The organism is Aquimarina sp. U1-2 (genome assembly GCF_017897595.1).
Lineage (GTDB): Bacteria > Bacteroidota > Bacteroidia > Flavobacteriales > Flavobacteriaceae > Aquimarina.
The window spans coordinates 261,568-276,844 of sequence record NZ_JAGKIK010000003.1 but is presented as its reverse complement, the minus strand read 5'-3'; the positions used below and the strand labels follow the sequence as shown (position 1 = coordinate 276,844).

The 15,277-nt window shown below is 34.2% G+C and carries 16 protein-coding genes; 6 read left to right on the top strand and 10 right to left on the bottom strand.

Going from position 1 to position 15,277, the window contains the following annotated elements:
- Positions 1–53: 53 nt before the first annotated feature.
- Positions 54–554, bottom strand: a complete 501-nt coding sequence (locus J8281_RS06160; RefSeq protein ID WP_210196721.1) for a hypothetical protein — start codon at positions 552–554, stop codon at positions 54–56.
- A gap of 615 nt (positions 555–1,169) precedes the next feature.
- Here J8281_RS06160 and J8281_RS06155 point away from each other — a divergent pair.
- From J8281_RS06155 to J8281_RS06145, 3 genes are read left to right on the top strand one after another with little or no spacing between them, the layout of a single operon-like run.
- The gene (locus J8281_RS06155) at positions 1,170–1,862 is read left to right on the top strand and encodes a glycosyltransferase family 2 protein (protein ID WP_210196720.1); all 693 of its coding nucleotides are present in this window, start codon (positions 1,170–1,172) and stop codon (positions 1,860–1,862) included.
- Positions 1,862–3,334, top strand: a complete 1,473-nt coding sequence (locus J8281_RS06150; protein ID WP_210196719.1) for a cellulose synthase family protein — start codon at positions 1,862–1,864, stop codon at positions 3,332–3,334. The genes J8281_RS06155 and J8281_RS06150 overlap by 1 nt, the downstream gene beginning before the upstream one ends.
- 44 nt (positions 3,335–3,378) lie before the next feature.
- Entirely contained in the window at positions 3,379–4,734 is a 1,356-nt protein-coding gene (locus tag J8281_RS06145) for a mannosyltransferase (RefSeq protein WP_246848994.1), read from the top strand.
- Here the strand turns inward: J8281_RS06145 and J8281_RS06140 are convergent.
- Together J8281_RS06140 and J8281_RS06135 are read right to left on the bottom strand one after the other, a co-directional pair.
- Complete coding sequence (locus J8281_RS06140) at positions 4,715–5,551, bottom strand: pseudouridine synthase (protein WP_210196717.1); 837 nt, start codon at positions 5,549–5,551, stop codon at positions 4,715–4,717. The two genes, J8281_RS06145 and J8281_RS06140, sit on opposite strands and share 20 nt — an antisense overlap.
- Positions 5,552–5,599: 48 nt before the next feature.
- The gene (locus J8281_RS06135) at positions 5,600–6,556 is read right to left on the bottom strand and encodes a carbon-nitrogen hydrolase family protein (RefSeq protein ID WP_210196716.1); all 957 of its coding nucleotides are present in this window, start codon (positions 6,554–6,556) and stop codon (positions 5,600–5,602) included.
- A 449-nt stretch (positions 6,557–7,005) separates the two neighbouring features.
- Between J8281_RS06135 and J8281_RS06130 the strand changes: the two genes are divergently transcribed.
- Positions 7,006–7,353 carry a hypothetical protein gene (locus J8281_RS06130; RefSeq protein ID WP_210196715.1) on the top strand — a complete coding sequence of 116 codons (348 nt, stop codon included), beginning with the start codon at positions 7,006–7,008 and terminating at the stop codon, positions 7,351–7,353.
- A gap of 66 nt (positions 7,354–7,419) precedes the next feature.
- On the opposite strand, the gene J8281_RS06125 is transcribed toward J8281_RS06130, so the two are convergent.
- The 3 genes from J8281_RS06125 to J8281_RS06115 are packed head-to-tail and all read right to left on the bottom strand — an operon-like array spanning position 7,420 to position 10,412.
- Complete coding sequence (locus J8281_RS06125; protein WP_210196714.1) at positions 7,420–8,328, bottom strand: geranylgeranylglycerol-phosphate geranylgeranyltransferase; 909 nt, start codon at positions 8,326–8,328, stop codon at positions 7,420–7,422.
- A 12-nt stretch (positions 8,329–8,340) separates the two neighbouring features.
- Positions 8,341–9,276 carry a mevalonate kinase gene (locus tag J8281_RS06120; protein WP_210196713.1) on the bottom strand — a complete coding sequence of 312 codons (936 nt, stop codon included), beginning with the start codon at positions 9,274–9,276 and terminating at the stop codon, positions 8,341–8,343.
- Positions 9,277–9,326: 50 nt separating this feature from the next.
- Positions 9,327–10,412 (bottom strand): diphosphomevalonate/mevalonate 3,5-bisphosphate decarboxylase family protein, encoded by a 1,086-nt coding sequence (locus tag J8281_RS06115; protein ID WP_371812589.1) that lies wholly within the window; start codon positions 10,410–10,412, stop codon positions 9,327–9,329.
- A gap of 100 nt (positions 10,413–10,512) precedes the next feature.
- Here J8281_RS06115 and J8281_RS06110 point away from each other — a divergent pair, with 100 nt between their 5' ends.
- Both J8281_RS06110 and J8281_RS06105 read left to right on the top strand, forming a co-directional pair.
- A complete protein-coding gene (locus tag J8281_RS06110) occupies positions 10,513–10,986 on the top strand; it encodes a TspO/MBR family protein (RefSeq protein ID WP_210196712.1) in 474 nt (157 codons plus the stop codon).
- Positions 10,987–11,015: 29 nt separating this feature from the next.
- Complete coding sequence (locus J8281_RS06105; RefSeq protein WP_210196711.1) at positions 11,016–11,585, top strand: TetR/AcrR family transcriptional regulator; 570 nt, start codon at positions 11,016–11,018, stop codon at positions 11,583–11,585.
- A gap of 60 nt (positions 11,586–11,645) precedes the next feature.
- On the opposite strand, the gene J8281_RS06100 is transcribed toward J8281_RS06105, so the two are convergent.
- The 4 genes from J8281_RS06100 to J8281_RS06085 all read right to left on the bottom strand — a co-directional run bounded on the left by J8281_RS06100 (position 11,646) and on the right by J8281_RS06085 (position 15,250).
- Positions 11,646–12,437, bottom strand: a complete 792-nt coding sequence (locus J8281_RS06100; RefSeq protein ID WP_210196710.1) for a hypothetical protein — start codon at positions 12,435–12,437, stop codon at positions 11,646–11,648.
- A 74-nt stretch (positions 12,438–12,511) separates the two neighbouring features.
- Positions 12,512–13,069 (bottom strand): DUF1697 domain-containing protein, encoded by a 558-nt coding sequence (locus tag J8281_RS06095; RefSeq protein WP_210196709.1) that lies wholly within the window; start codon positions 13,067–13,069, stop codon positions 12,512–12,514.
- Between the two features lie 286 nt (positions 13,070–13,355).
- Positions 13,356–14,576 (bottom strand): NAD(P)/FAD-dependent oxidoreductase, encoded by a 1,221-nt coding sequence (locus tag J8281_RS06090; RefSeq protein ID WP_210196708.1) that lies wholly within the window; start codon positions 14,574–14,576, stop codon positions 13,356–13,358.
- Positions 14,573–15,250, bottom strand: a complete 678-nt coding sequence (locus J8281_RS06085) for a glycerophosphodiester phosphodiesterase family protein (RefSeq protein WP_210196707.1) — start codon at positions 15,248–15,250, stop codon at positions 14,573–14,575. Before J8281_RS06085 ends, J8281_RS06090 begins: the two co-directional genes overlap by 4 nt.
- Positions 15,251–15,277 lie beyond the last annotated feature (27 nt).

Below are 15,277 nucleotides of genomic sequence, written 5' to 3'. Positions count from 1 at the left end.
CCATTATTCTTATTATTGTTAAGAATAATGGGACTTACATCACATATATATATTTATAAAGGACCTATTATTCCAGGACAACTAACGCAAGAACTATATGCTCTAGAACATCTAAGATAAGTCGCTTCTATTTCATCTATATTATTTTCATAGTCTAGTCGAACTTGATCACAATGCGCACTTTGTATACCACTACACTCTCTTAAAAGACGCTGAAGATTCTCGGGCCACCAAATACAATTTTCATACTCTTGTACACAATTATCATAACTACAAGGTCTCTTCATTAAGGCTTTTTTACTAGTCATATCATTTATGTCCGAGAATATTTGATTAGCGATTTCTAAAAGTTTAACTTTCTTTTCATCAGATAATTGAATGTTATATTTCCCTTTTGCAGTGGCTTCTAAATCAAGAGCTAGTCGTTCTAAGGCATCAATATTCTTAAATTCTGAAGATTCAACAACTTCCTCGTTGATGGGTTCGGGAGTATTTTCTTCTGTAGAACAAGAAAATAATAGCATTGTCAATGCTACAAAGACAAATTTTTTCATAATAAATAGTTTTAAGATTTAGAATAAATTTAAGGATTGTTTAATTAAATAATCTTAACGAAATAAGAATAATTTGTTAATTAACAGTAAGTTATTATATAATTTTCGACTGACTACATTAAAATTATTTTACGTTAAAAAGGTTTTTTCTTAACTCATCATTATTTTCTTAATGTAATCCTTGTTTTCTCAAAAGATCTATGTCCGGGAATACTACCAGAGCAGATCATTACAATCAGAAGGATGATAACTAAGTAATGCCAAAACCGATTTTTGGTATTTTTATGATGATAATGGTGCTATACAGCAAGAAGAACATTTTAAAAACAATTAAAAAAACGGATACTGGTATTTTTATTCTGAAAATGGTATACTCCATAAACAAGGTCATTTTATAAACAACAAAGCCGAAAAATGAGGGATTATTTACGATATTGCGTCGCGAATCCTATAAAAGTATCCGTACAAAAACAATAAAAAGGAAGGATATTACTTATGATATCATAAGCATAAGCGTTTTAGAGCTGAATGTTGTATAAGTAATGAAAAAACCAGCGAATGAACCGATATTTTCAGTTTCTAAAGAGATAATCCTAAAGCTTCTTTATAGATAATATGCCTCCAATTATTAAAGTTATCATTCCCGCTTTTAACGAAGAAGATTCAATCGGTCTTGTTATTAACCATATACCGAATATAGTTTCTGAAGTTATTGTAGTGAGTAATAATTCTACAGATACTACGGAAACTGTAGCACAAAATGCCGGAGCTACCGTACTTCGAGAACCAAAAAAAGGATACGGGTACGCTTGTTTGAAAGGTATGGAGTACATTGCCTCTATAACACCAAAGCCAGATATTGTTGTTTTTCTCGATGGTGATTATAGTGATTATCCCGAAGAACTTACGCAGCTTATTACTCCTATTCTTGAAAACGATATAGACCTCGTCATAGGTTCGAGAGTAAAAAAATTACGGGAATCTGGATCGATGACGTTTCCCCAAATATTTGGAAACTGGCTGGCTACAAGCCTGATGAAACTTTTTTTTAATGCTAAATTTACAGATTTGGGACCTTTTAGGGCCATCAAATATGATACACTGTTAGCCTTAGAAATGACAGACAAAACCTATGGTTGGACTGTAGAAATGCAATTAAAAGTGTTGAAAAAAAGGTATACGTATACCGAGGTTCCTGTTCGCTATAGAAAGAGAATAGGAGTCTCAAAAGTTTCAGGAACCATAAAAGGTGCTATATTTGCAGGCATTAAGATTTTAAGTTGGATTTTTAAATATAGCTTTTCATAATGGATATTGCTATCATCATAACCTACACCCTGGCTTTATGGATTATATTTATGTATAGTCTGGCACAACTGAATCTGCTCATAAATTATTTGAAAGCAAAAAAGCAACCGGATAATGCTCCAACCTTCGATTTCTCGAAAGAAGAAGAGATTCCGCAGGTAACTATACAATTACCGGTATTTAACGAACTGTATGTCATGGAGCGATTGCTCGAAAACATTGCAGCTTTGACCTATCCTAAAAATAAACTAGAAATTCAGGTGTTAGATGATTCTACAGATGAATCGGTGGATACTACTGCAGCTCAAATCAATAAATTACAGGAAAAAGGGCTGGATATCAAACATATTCGGCGTAAGGATAGAGTTGGTTTCAAGGCAGGAGCCCTAAAAGAAGGTCTAAAAATTGCAAAAGGAGATTACATTGCTATTTTTGATGCAGATTTTCTTCCGGGTACAAATTGGCTGATGCAAACTATCCCTTACTTTAAAGATGAAAGCATTGGCGTAGTACAAACAAGATGGGGACACATTAATAGAGACTATTCTATGCTTACCAAAATACAGGCGTTTGCTCTGGATTTTCATTTTACTATGGAACAAGTGGGTCGTAATTATAAAGATCATTTTATAAACTTTAATGGTACTGCCGGGGTTTGGCGAAAAACCTGTATTGAAGATGCTGGTAATTGGCAAGGAGATACACTTACTGAAGATTTGGATCTAAGCTATCGTGCACAGCTAAAAAAGTGGAAATTTAAATATCTAGAAGAGGTAGAAACACCTGCAGAATTACCAGTAGTTATAAGTGCAGCACGCTCACAACAATTTCGATGGAATAAAGGTGCAGCCGAAAACTTTCAAAAACTATACTGGAAACTACTTAAAGACAAATCGGTACCTTTTAAAACAAAGTTTCATAGCTTCTTTCATTTATTAAACAGTAGTATGTTTCTATTGGTATTGCTTGTAGCTGTACTAAGCGTGCCTGTTATGTATATTAAAAACAATAACCCTATGTTTAGCTGGTACTTCAACGTAATTGCATTTTTTGCATTAAGTACAGTCATATTTTTTCTTTGCTATTGGCACACTTTTAAAAAAATTCATGGTAAAGGTTTCTGGAACTTTATAGAATATATTAAAATGTTTTTTACTTTTTTCTCGATTGCTATGGGGTTCTCTGTCCATAACTCTATGGCTGTTTTAGAAGGTCATTTTGGTAAAAAAAGTGAATTTGTGCGTACACCAAAGTTTAACATCAACAGTTTAAAAGATACCTGGAAAGGCAATAAATACATAAACAAGAATATTTCTGGAAACACCATTATAGAAGCGCTATTGATGGCTTATTTTGGTTTTGCTTTGTATAGTGCATTCGAATTGCAGGATTTTGGCCTGTTTTTATTTCATATCATGTTATTTTTAGGATTCGGATTTGTTTTTCTGAAGTCGGTTACCTCTAAACTTTAGTGATGTTAGAAACGTGGAAATATCATAAATTTTCCATACTTCTGATGATCATATCCCTTCTTTTTTATACGAACTTTGCCTATGACACGGTACGTACCGATTTTATTAAAATCATTTGCCAGTGGGTGGTATTGATTATTATTTCTTATACACTTATTCAAGTACATGCTTCAAATTGGAAGCTTCTGGCTGTTTCGGCATTGTTATTTCGATTGGTTTTTCTAATGGCTATCCCTAATCTATCACAGGATTTTTATCGGTTTATCTGGGATGGGCGAATGTTGATGCAAGGCTATAATCCGTACTTATCCCTACCCGAGGTTTGGATAGTGCAAGGCAATTCGCCAATTTCTCAGGCACAAGAACTATATCTAGGTATGGGAGAACTAAACGGAAGTCACTACACGAACTATCCCCCTATAAGTCAGTTATGTTATTTTATCGCGGCTTTATTCGCCGGGAAAAGTATTCTTGGGTCTGTTATTGTACTTCGGGCACTTCTTATTTTAGCTGATATGGGTACTTTTTTCTTCGGAAAAAAGTTGTTAAAAGCAATTAACCTCAATGAAAAACGAATATTTTGGTATATCCTAAATCCGTTTATCATTATAGAATTAACCGGAAATCTTCATTTTGAAGCAGTAATGGTGTTTTTTCTCATTTGGTCACTATATTTACTACACAAAGGATATTGGTTTTGGGCTGCGGTGGTTTTAGGACTTTCGGTTTCAGTGAAGTTGATTCCTCTTCTGTTTTTACCTTTATTTTTTCAAAAATTTGTAGGTAATAAAAATCCAGACGCCAAAAAGCTCCACCTTTGGCAAGGAGTCCTAAAATTAATAGGTTTCTATAGTAGCGTAGTATTGACTGTTTTTCTAACTTTTGTTCCCTTTGTATCAGGAGCCTTTTTTCTTAATTTTAAAAAAACAATCACACTATGGTTTCAGAATTTTGAATTTAATGCAAGTATCTATTACATAATTAGATCAATTGGGTATCAAATCGTGGGGTGGAATGTTATCGAAACGGCAGGTAAAATATTACCCCTAATTACCATCGCTATTCTTATGGCGCTGACTTTTTTCAGAAAAAATAGAACCACACAGCAATTGATTACTGTCATGTTGCTAGGTATTAGTACATACTATTTTTTATCTACTACGGTACACCCATGGTATATTGCTGTACCTTTATTCTTGTGTATATTCACTAATTATAAATTCCCTATCGTTTGGTCATTTGTAGCCATTTTAAGTTATACAGCATATGCGCACCCTGAATTTAGAGAAAACTTATGGATAGTGGGAGTAGAATATCTAATTGTATTTACAGTTTTGGGTTATGAAATATATAGAAATACAACTAAGCCTACAGCAGTCTCTACAACATTTTCAAATTAATCACTTCTTGATCGGTAAGTTTTCTCCAGTGACCACGAGGTAGGTCTTTCTTGGTTAATCCAGCAAAAATAACACGATCCAATTTGATAACGTTATACTTAAGATGCTCAAAAAGCTTTTGAATAACGTTGTTTTTAGAAGATTGTAATTGTACCCCAATCTCATTTTTAGAGGCGCCCTCGATATATGAAATATCATCAACCTGTATAAAACCCTCTTGTAGCTTGATTCCTTCCTTTATTTTTTCCACATCCTCAAATTTTAGATTGCGATCTAATTCAACGTGAAAAATTTTTCGCACTCCACTTTTATGGTGAGTTAATTTTTTTTCAAGGTCTACGTCATTAGTAAACAGTAAGAGCCCTGTAGTATTGCGTTCTAAACGCCCGACGGGTTTTAACTTGGCTTTAGATGCATTAGCTACCAATTGCATCACAGTTCTGGTTTTTTCTGGACTTGTGGTGGTTACAAAGCCTTTAGGCTTATTCAGGAGGATGTATTCCTTTTTTTCGGGAGTTATTAATCGACCATCAAACTTTACTTCATCGGTTAGCTTTACCTTGTATCCCATTTCGGTAACGGGCTTTCCGTTTACCCAAACACTTCCTGTTTGAATGTATAAGTCTGCTTCTCTTCGAGAGCATACACCAGAATTCGCTATAAATTTGTTGAGACGTATTTCATCTGTGTTAGATACTTTTTTAGTCGTATTCTTTACTTTTTTGGCAGCTATCTTATGTTGAGGTATCGATTTGTTTTTAGATTTGCCTTGTCTTCCCCCGCTATTTTTTCTTTGAGAACTATCTCCACGACCCATATCATAATTTTTTTGCAAAGATACTTGATTCCTTCATAGGTTTAACAATTATTCTTGATCGAACCGTATTGTACTTTGCCGCTGTCTATTCACATGCAACTGAGTAACATCGGGTCTAGCGTAATGACCTACCGGATCAAAATTTTGACGTTCTTGCAACACAGTGTTAAAATCTAACGTCACGATTAAAATTTCTTCTACATTTAAAACAGGTTCTAGAATCCATTCTCCATTAGGTCCGGAAATACACGAACCTCCGTTTCCTAAAATATCGGGAGAGGCTTTCATAATAAGATCAGCGTGGGGTGTAGTATCCGGAATATCTTCTTTTCTCATTATACTAGATACTGAAATAACATAAGACCTGGATTCTCTAGCGATAAATCGCGTTATGTCCCTGGTATTATAATCGCTTCCCGGCCAAACTGCAATATGAAGGTTTTCTCCCTGAGCATAAAGTGAAGCCCTGGGCAGTGGCATCCAATTCTCCCAGCAATTTAACCCTCCTAGGGTAAACGCCTTTAATGGATGCACTAGCAAACCATTGCCATCACCAGGGGCCCACGTTAATCGTTCTTCATAAGTGGGCTGTAGCTTTCTATGTACAGATTTGATCTCACCCATTTCATTAATATACACCAAAGAAGCATATAAGCTATGTCCGCCTCGATCCAATGGACGCTCAATTATACCTAGATAAATAGCAATTTTGTGTTTTGAGGCTAGCTCACAAACCGTATTTAAATCTCCATGTTCCAAAATAATTGCATTTTGGGCATAGTGTGCATGTAATTCCTTTTGAATAGTACTGTCAAATTTAGCTCCATCGGTTAACGATATCCAAAAAGGGTATCCCGGTAGTAATGCTTCGCCAAACACTACGAGTGCCGCATCTTTTGAAGCTGCATCGACTATTGCGGCTTCAACTTTTTTTAACGTTGCTTTTTTATCTAACCATATGGGTGAAATTTGTGCGAGAGCAACGGTTAATAATGGATCTGTCATTTGAGAATATATTTTAATAGCATCTATCCCTTAGCATGGATTTTTTTAGAAAATCACAACGTTTGATTAACAAAAAATTAATATATAAAAAATTGGCTTTCAAACCTTTAGTATTACTGCAGGCAGATCAGAAAACCACGTTCATAACCTTTACATAACATTGAAATTATTTTTAAAAAAGACAATTAATAATAGCTTCATGCGTTTGCTAACAATATAATAAAACTTCGATAATTTTAGTATCGATTTTTTAATATCGAACTTATAAAAAGTAAAGTATAGTCAGTATGTTTTTTATGTTAAAACCTGGCCAGTTTAACGTAAGAGTAATCAAAAATATACATTCTAATAAAATGAAAGATAGAAGTTTTGAAAAACACTGTACTACATTTGAACCATAAGTTTATAACAATTAATATCAAAAATTAAAACCTTTAAAAACAAAAAAAATGAAAAAGTTATTTATTGTTTTATTCGCGTTAGTTCTAGGAGCTGGACAAGCGTATGCTTTAGAAGGCAACCCTCTAGAGTCAGATCAATTGATTAGAGATGAGGTGGCTAAACTTTTGAAGAATCCACAAATTGATGTCGAAAAAAGCGATCTTACCGCAAGTATTCAATTTACCTTGAATAAAAAAGGAGAACTTGTAGTATTAGATGTTGATTCTGAAAAAGATCTTGTAATTGATTACATTAAATCACGACTTAATTATAAGAAAGTGGTTGTTGAGAAAGTAAAAAATACAAATAGAATATATACACTTTCTGTAACCATTACAAAACCACAGAATGCATAATTGAGTTAGCCAAAAAAACCGAAGAAGAGCAGTTTACATTTGAAGAAATGTAAGCTGCTTTTCTTTTTACCACATTATCCGATCGAGGATCATATGGATATCGATTAGTATAATGCTAAAAGTTCCCGCTACAATGATTAGTTTTATAATATTATGCAGCCATACATAGTATTTTTTGTCTTTTGATATCCATAGTGCTACCAGAAATAAAAAGAGAAGCAGTATACACCCATAAAAATAGAGAAACATAAAGCCAATCTCATACAATGTAAGCAATAGGTATACTGGAAAACATGAAAGTAGTATTAGGATAGTAATCATGCGTTTTGAGGTGTTCTCCCCATAAACTACGGGTATTGTCTGATAATTTTGTGCCATATCACCTATTAAGTTGGTTAAATCTTTCACCATTTCTCTAATGATCAGCATTAAAAACAAAAAGGCAGCATGAACAAAAATGACTTCTTCAAAGTTTTTATAGTAAATAAATATGGCAAAAAATGGGGTGATAGCTAGTATCGCCGCAAAAATATTACCGATAAGAGGGTATTTTTTTAATTTGTGAGAATACAACCAGATCCCAAAAATGTAGACCGAAAAAAAAAGAACTGCCCTAAACGAGACGTAACTCGCTAGTACTACAGATAGAAAATTCAATAAAAAATATCCTGTTAGTTTTGTTTGCTGACTTACCAAACGATCTAACATCGTTTTTTGTGGCCTATTGATAAGGTCTTTTTCTTTATCATAAAAATTGTTAATGATGTAACCGGCAGCAATAACTGCTGCAGATGCTAATACGATAACAAAAAGGTTAGGGTCAAAAACTACATTTTTTAAACGAAGGTGAGGAGCCAGAATAAATACAGCAGTTAAATACTGTGCAAGCACAATAACAAGAATGTTATAACCTCGGACAACAGAAAATAAACTCAGTAATTTTAAGAAAAAGAGTTTTTGCTTTCTGCTGAGCATCAGATATGCTTCTTAAAAGTTATAAACTACTTCTAATTTATAATCTTTAAGAGAGGCTTGTGCTTTTTCAAAATCCTGAGTAAACCCTAAAATATAACCGCCTCCACCAGAGCCACATAGTTTTAGGTAATAATCGTTAGTTTCAATTCCGTTTTTCCAAAGGCTATGAAACTCTTTTGGAATCATAGGTTTGAAATTATCTAAAACCACATGAGAAAGCTGTTTGATATTAGAAAACAGAGATTTCACATCTCCTTTTAAGAAGTCATCTACACAAGCATCGGTATATTTTACAAATTGGTTTTTAAGCATACTACGAAAGCCTTCTTGCTTCATACTTTCCATAAAAATGCTCACCATGGGAGCGGTTTCTCCCACGATTCCACTGTCTAATAGAAAAACCGCTCCTTTTTTATTTTCGATACTTTGGGACGGAATCCCGGCAGGCTCAATATTGTCTTTAGAGTGGATCAAAATAGGAAGACTTAAATAACTGTTTAATGGGTCAAGTCCAGAACTACTTCCGTGAAAAAAAGATTCCATCAAACCAAAAATTTCTTTAAGTTTTAACAACTTATCACGGGTAAGATTTTCCAAAACGGTAATCTTATCAAAAGCATATTTGTCATAAATGGCAGCAACCAATGCGCCACTACTACCTACACCATATCCCTGAGGAATGCTACTGTCAAAATACATCCCTTGGTCGATATCATTATGCAACCTCTTAAAGTTAAAATTTACAATTTCTTGAGCGTCAACTTCTTCTAAATATGTAGCGAAGTTTTTAAGATTTTGGTTGGATTTTGTAGCTTCATCATCTGGTGTTTCAGAAACTTTTAAAGCTCCTTTAAAGAAATTATAAGGTATAGAAAGACCTTTTGAATCTTTGATAATACCGTATTCACCAAACAATAGTATTTTCGAATAAAATAAAGGTCCCTTCATTACTTTATATCCCTAATTATGTTGTATTTGTATTCCAAATAGAATTAAAGTTACAACAATTTGACACCAAATCCTATTTTATCACAAATATACTGTCCATTCTGACAATATGCAACTAACTCGTTGTTAATGAATTCTGAAACCTGAACTTTTTCAACTTCAGGATACAAAAGATGTACATTAGCTCCTGCATCAAGTGTAAAACAGATTTTAGAATCAGTGTTTTTTCGATATTCCCATATTTTTTGTAGTACCGAAAGCGTGTTGGGCTTCATTAAGATGAAATAGGGTAACGATGTCATCATCATAGCATGAAGTGTAAGTGCTTCACTTTCAACTACTTCAATAAAAGCGTCTACATCACCAGAGCGTAATATGTTTTTTAGTTTTTTGGTATTTTTTGAAGCCTGTTCAAAACGTTTTGAAGCAAAAGGATGATCGTGCATAAGATCATGACCAACGGTACTACTTACCTGTTTTTCACCTTTGTCGATCAATAAGATCGTATCTTGATAGTGCTCAAAATTTTGATGCAGGTTTTCTGGAAATTTAATGGCGAAAGCGTCGTTACTTCCTGGTATAGCCTCATGTTTTCCCCAAACGGTAACTGGTCCTTCTAAACTTCTACAGGCGCTTCCTGAGCCTAAACGAGCTAAAAATGAAGCTTTTTTTATGAGTTCTGGATCTGAAATAGCAGGGTTTATCTTCTTTTCCAAATGCATTAAGCAAAACGCCAGAGCGCTCATACCGCTTGCAGATGACGCGATCCCACTGCTATGAGGAAATGTATTATGGGTCTCGATAGTGAACGTGTATTGTTGTAAGAAAGGAAGATACGGTGCAATTCGTTCAAAAAAATCCTGAATCTTAGGTTTGAAATCAGGTTTGGGTTGCCCTTCAAAAATGAGTTCAAAATCAAAATTATCAGCAGCGGTATCTCGCTTTACGAAGGTTAGATTCGTTACAGTTTTACAGGTATCGAGTGTAAAACTAATAGACGTGTTTTGAGGTAATTGAATAGGGCGTTTACCCCAGTATTTAACTAAAGCTATATTGCTGGGCGAAGCGCACGAAATAACTCCCTCGTCGGGTAATGGTCGTGTAGTAGATAACATAAACTCGGGATAATCTGTCATTACAGTACAATATTTTAGGCAAATATAGGTCGTATAAGCTATTTTGACACCTAGGGAGTAAAAATAAATTGCTATTTTAGTACGACGTTACTTAATTTTAATGAAAAAAAGGTTCATTCGTATTGGTATTGCCGTTTCCATATGTTTACTGGTGGGCTTTTTAAGCAGTATTGCTACTCAAAGTTCTATTGATACCTGGTATGTTAACCTTAAAAAACCATCCTTCACCCCACCGAGTTGGATTTTCGCTCCGGTATGGATTATTCTATATATTCTTATGGGCATTGCTGCCGGAATAGTATGGAGTAAAGGCTTTTATCATAAATGGGTAAAAACTGCGTTATATCATTTTGGATTTCAATTGCTGCTTAATGCAGCATGGTCCATCTTATTCTTCGGATTGCAAAGTCCGCTGATCGCATTATTGGATATAATTGCCCTACTTATCCTATTGTTATTTACAATTAAATGGTTTACTATTGTACACAGTATTGCCGCTTACCTACTTATCCCTTATGCTGTCTGGGTTGCTTTTGCAACTGCATTAAATTTTGGCATATGGCAACTAAATTAAATGATTAGAATAAGGAATTTCAGTTTTTTATGAGTAAAAAAGCAATAGTCTTACAGACTACTCTAGAATTAATAACTAAACAAGGAATCGGTGCTACTTCTCTCTCACAAATTATTAAAGAATCGGGTGTAGCCAATGGTACTGTATATCATCATTTTAAAAATAAAGAAGAGATTATTACCGAATTGTATTTAATGCTTACTCAGGATTTTGGAACTGTTGTTATGCGTAATGTGCCAGAAGAGGATATCAAAAAACAATTTACGGTGATGTGGCTAAATCTGTTTTATTATTTTGTAAATAATCCTTTGGCATTTATATTTTCTGAACAAATTGCCCGTTCTCCAGAAATTCCACAATCTCTCAAAGATAAAGCCAGGACATATTACCACGAAATTGAAGAATATTTTAAAAAGGGTATTCGACAAAAAGTGTTTAAATCGTATAATACATTAGTCATGGAAGAATTGTTTTTTGGCAATGTCGTTTCTCTTGTGAAAATACATGAAAACGAGCAGATCAAATTGCAAGAAAAACACATTAATCAGGCCATTGAGATCTCATGGCGAGGTTTTTTAAAGGATAGTACGATTATATAAGAAATGGTCTATATATTGAGCGTGTTTTAATGTAACGATAAGCTATTAGACAAAAGCGGGTCAATTAAAAACGATATTAACGCAGGAGGCTTTGTACAAATTTTTCAGCACGTATTCTATGGCTTTTTTTGCCTCTGTAGCTTTTCCTATTTCGTTACCTTTAAATATCAGTTTTCCGCTATCTTTATCCCAATAAAATTCGTTATTATCTGATTTTATAATTCTTTTGTTATCTCTTTCAGTTACCTGAAATGACCCCAGCTCCTGGCTATATTCTAATCCCGATGGGAAATATACTTCAGTAACAAATTTGGTGTTTCCTTTTCCGTATACATAACAAACACATTCACCTATATCTTTTGCCTCAGACACTCGAACCATATTATTTTGTGCTATTTTCCATTCACTATTGATACGAATAGCGACTACGTCCATTAAGATCGTCCCTTTTTCTGCTATTTTCTTCTCTATAAAAGATTCAAAATTGATTACTGCCGAAATGGTGCCTGCTCTTTCTTTTTGAATTTGATACACGATTTTATCAAGTGTAAGCTTGAATTTATAATTGTCATCGTTGATAATATCATCCAATTGAGACGCAATATCTTTTTTGGTGTAATTTTTTCTTACCAGTGCGCCGGATAAGTTTACGTATACCGTGTTACCGCTGTATTTTTCATCATATAATGACAGTATACTTTTTTTTTGAGCACCTTGATTTAGGTTGTTCATCTTGTTTAAATAATCCAGAAACAGCTGTTTTACCGGTTCTTTATCGTTACATGCATTTGCCGTGTATAAACCATTACAAATACAAAAAGCAAATAGAAGGAGAGAGGTAATTTTTTTCATAACTACGGGGATGTTGATTTGACCCTCTTAATGTACAATAAAATTATGAGAATAGCGAATGGGATATCTGATAATCAAGTCATTAGATTACTTATTTCGAGTAATTTACCTACGGTCTTCAGGTTTCTGGTAGTGGCGGTACAATTTAATTTTTTCTCAAAAAACACGGTATTCAGCTTGGTTTTTCCATATCCATTAGCAGCAAATAGATAAATTACGTTCTCCTGTATTTGAAAGGCTTCTTTGCCTGAAGAAAATACCTGAAGGCTTTCTAAATTAGCAATAATAGGCAGGCTGCTCATAAATGTAAAATACATCTTATTTTCTTTAATTTCTCCATTTTGTATTCGTTTTAAAAATGGATTGTTAGTATAAATTGTGTTTAAGGAATCGCTAGCAAATACGATAGCAGGAACGAAATAACCAAATGTTTTATGTATCCCTTCTTCAATATCACTACGCAGTTTCTCTGTATTGTTTGACGTGCTATTAAAAACAACGTTACCGCTTTGAATATATGTAGTAACCGATGTGAGGCCAAGTTTTTCAAACAAAGATTTTAAATCACTCATGTTGATTTTCTTTTGTCCGGCAACGTTTATTCCTCGCAATAAAGCAATGTGTGTTTTCATACGTTTAAATCTTTTTAATTGTTTGAAAACGAAATAATTAAAAAATTGAGAACGTATGTAACCGCTACGCTCTCACATTAAAAATTTTAAACATTTCCTTTTGTGAAGTAATTTTTAAAATTTATTAATGTTCGTTTCACATATTTAAATTTTATTAATCTTCATTTTAGCTGTTGTGTTTTTGATTTGAATGCTCGAATAGAATCCGTCATATCATCACAGGTTCGTTATATGCCTTTGGCTTTACGTATTAAAATTTAAACTTAATCTGTGCCTTAATTATATTTCAATTTGAATCTAAAGCAATAGCTCGTGCTGCTATAAAACCACCCGTCCAGGCATTTTGAAAATTGAATCCACCGGTAATAGCATCAATATTTAACACTTCACCTGCAAAATAGAGATTTTTGAATTTTTTACTTTCAAACGTTTTAAAGTTTACTTCTTTCAGGTCGATACCACCTGCGGTTACGAATTCTTCTTTAAATGTACTTTTTCCATGAACCAAAAAAATACCTTCAGTAAGTTCTTTTGATAACTGAAGAAGTTGCTGTTTATTAACATCTGCCCATCGTGTATTTTCCTGAATTCCGGAAGCAATTACCAAACTTTGCCAAAGTCTTTTTGGCAGTTCAAACTGAGTGTTTGTATATAAGTGTTGCCGTGCATGATCGGTCTTGAGAAGTTTTAACTCATCAAAAATCTCTTGCTGAGTATAGTGCCGAAGCCAGTTTACCTTAATTGTAAAATCATAGTTAAGCTTGTGTAATGCTACAGCTCCCCAGGCCGATAGTTTTAGTACGGCAGGACCACTCATACCCCAGTGCGTAATGAGCAGAGGTCCTTCACTAATTAGTTTTGAATTTTCGACGCTTACAGTAGCACGAGTCACTACTCCTGGTAACGCTTTAATTCTCGAATCCTTAATATTGAAAGTAAATAATGAAGGAACGGGACTAACCGTAGTATGCCCTAATTTTTGAAGTATGTTCCATATTTTTGGATTACTTCCCGTAGCGATCAATAATTTTGTAGCCGAATACTTTCCCTGAGTGGTTTCGATTTTCCAAATGTCATTTTCCTGCTGAACATCTTTTACCGCATGTTGAGTATGTACTTCAATACCCAACCGCTTGGTTTCCGATAAAAAACAATCAATAATCGTTTGAGAGTCGTTAGAGACAGGAAAGATTCTCCCATCTTCTTCAATCTTTAATTCGACACCTCTTCGATCGAACCAATCCATAGTATCACCGGTCATAAAAGTGTGAAAAGGACCCTTAAGTTCTTTTTCACCCCGAGGGTAGTTTTTACTTAACTCATTTGGAATAAATTCGGCATGTGTTACATTACATCGACCTCCTCCAGATATACGTACTTTAGAAAGTACTTCTTTTCCTCTTTCTAGTATAGCAATAGTTAGCGCCGTATTATGTTCAGCCGCATTAATAGCTGTAAAAAAACCGGCAGCTCCACCACCTACGATAATAAGATCATAATGTATCATGCAAAGTTTGGAAAATCTGTGATAATTGCGTCTACATTCCATTTTTTTAATCGGCGTATCGACGATTCTTTGTTTACGGTCCAGACATAAAGTTTGAATCCGTGATCATGTATTTGCATCACATCGTCTTTGGTAAGGGATGCAACGGGTGGATGAATAGAATACGCTTCCAAATTATGAGCCGTTGATAGCACAGCTTTACTATTTTCTTCGGTAAGCACTCCTAATTTAAACTTAGTAGTTTTCTTTTGAATATCAAATAATTGTGAATGATCAAAACTGGAAAGTATAAAATCATGAAACTCCCAGTCTCTTTGTTGGATATATTGTTCTATCAAATCTAGAGTAGGTAATGCGGTTTTTTTTCCTTTAAGTTCGATATTCAATGTGCATCGACCGTTAACGAACTGCAAAACTTCGGCTAGCGTAGGTATTAAAAAACCTTCTTTAGTAGTAAACTGTTTTAACTGCTCAAGAGTGCAATCCGCAATATCACCTATACCATTAGTGGTTCGGGCAAGAGTTTCGTCATGAATGACCACCAATTCTCCAGATTTACAACAGTGTACGTCTATTTCGATTCCGTCGATAGGATGAATGAGTGCTTCTGCGATAGATGCCAATGTATTTTCTGCTACCAGACCAGCGGCACCACGATGTCCAAATATTTTCATATAGGTTAAATTCCGCTGCAAAATTAC

Coding starts and splice junctions, on each gene's coding strand:
- J8281_RS06160 (WP_210196721.1), bottom strand. CDS start 554: ATGAAAAAATTTGTCTTTGTAGCATTGACAATGCTATTATTTTCTTGT.
- J8281_RS06155 (WP_210196720.1), top strand. CDS start 1,170: ATGCCTCCAATTATTAAAGTTATCATTCCCGCTTTTAACGAAGAAGAT.
- J8281_RS06150 (WP_210196719.1), top strand. CDS start 1,862: ATGGATATTGCTATCATCATAACCTACACCCTGGCTTTATGGATTATA.
- J8281_RS06145 (WP_246848994.1), top strand. CDS start 3,379: ATGATCATATCCCTTCTTTTTTATACGAACTTTGCCTATGACACGGTA.
- J8281_RS06140 (WP_210196717.1), bottom strand. CDS start 5,551: ATGGGTCGTGGAGATAGTTCTCAAAGAAAAAATAGCGGGGGAAGACAA.
- J8281_RS06135 (WP_210196716.1), bottom strand. CDS start 6,556: ATGACAGATCCATTATTAACCGTTGCTCTCGCACAAATTTCACCCATA.
- J8281_RS06130 (WP_210196715.1), top strand. CDS start 7,006: ATGAAAAAGTTATTTATTGTTTTATTCGCGTTAGTTCTAGGAGCTGGA.
- J8281_RS06125 (WP_210196714.1), bottom strand. CDS start 8,328: ATGCTCAGCAGAAAGCAAAAACTCTTTTTCTTAAAATTACTGAGTTTA.
- J8281_RS06120 (WP_210196713.1), bottom strand. CDS start 9,276: ATGAAGGGACCTTTATTTTATTCGAAAATACTATTGTTTGGTGAATAC.
- J8281_RS06115 (WP_371812589.1), bottom strand. CDS start 10,412: ATGACAGATTATCCCGAGTTTATGTTATCTACTACACGACCATTACCC.
- J8281_RS06110 (WP_210196712.1), top strand. CDS start 10,513: ATGAAAAAAAGGTTCATTCGTATTGGTATTGCCGTTTCCATATGTTTA.
- J8281_RS06105 (WP_210196711.1), top strand. CDS start 11,016: ATGAGTAAAAAAGCAATAGTCTTACAGACTACTCTAGAATTAATAACT.
- J8281_RS06100 (WP_210196710.1), bottom strand. CDS start 12,437: ATGAAAAAAATTACCTCTCTCCTTCTATTTGCTTTTTGTATTTGTAAT.
- J8281_RS06095 (WP_210196709.1), bottom strand. CDS start 13,069: ATGAAAACACACATTGCTTTATTGCGAGGAATAAACGTTGCCGGACAA.
- J8281_RS06090 (WP_210196708.1), bottom strand. CDS start 14,576: ATGATACATTATGATCTTATTATCGTAGGTGGTGGAGCTGCCGGTTTT.
- J8281_RS06085 (WP_210196707.1), bottom strand. CDS start 15,250: ATGAAAATATTTGGACATCGTGGTGCCGCTGGTCTGGTAGCAGAAAAT.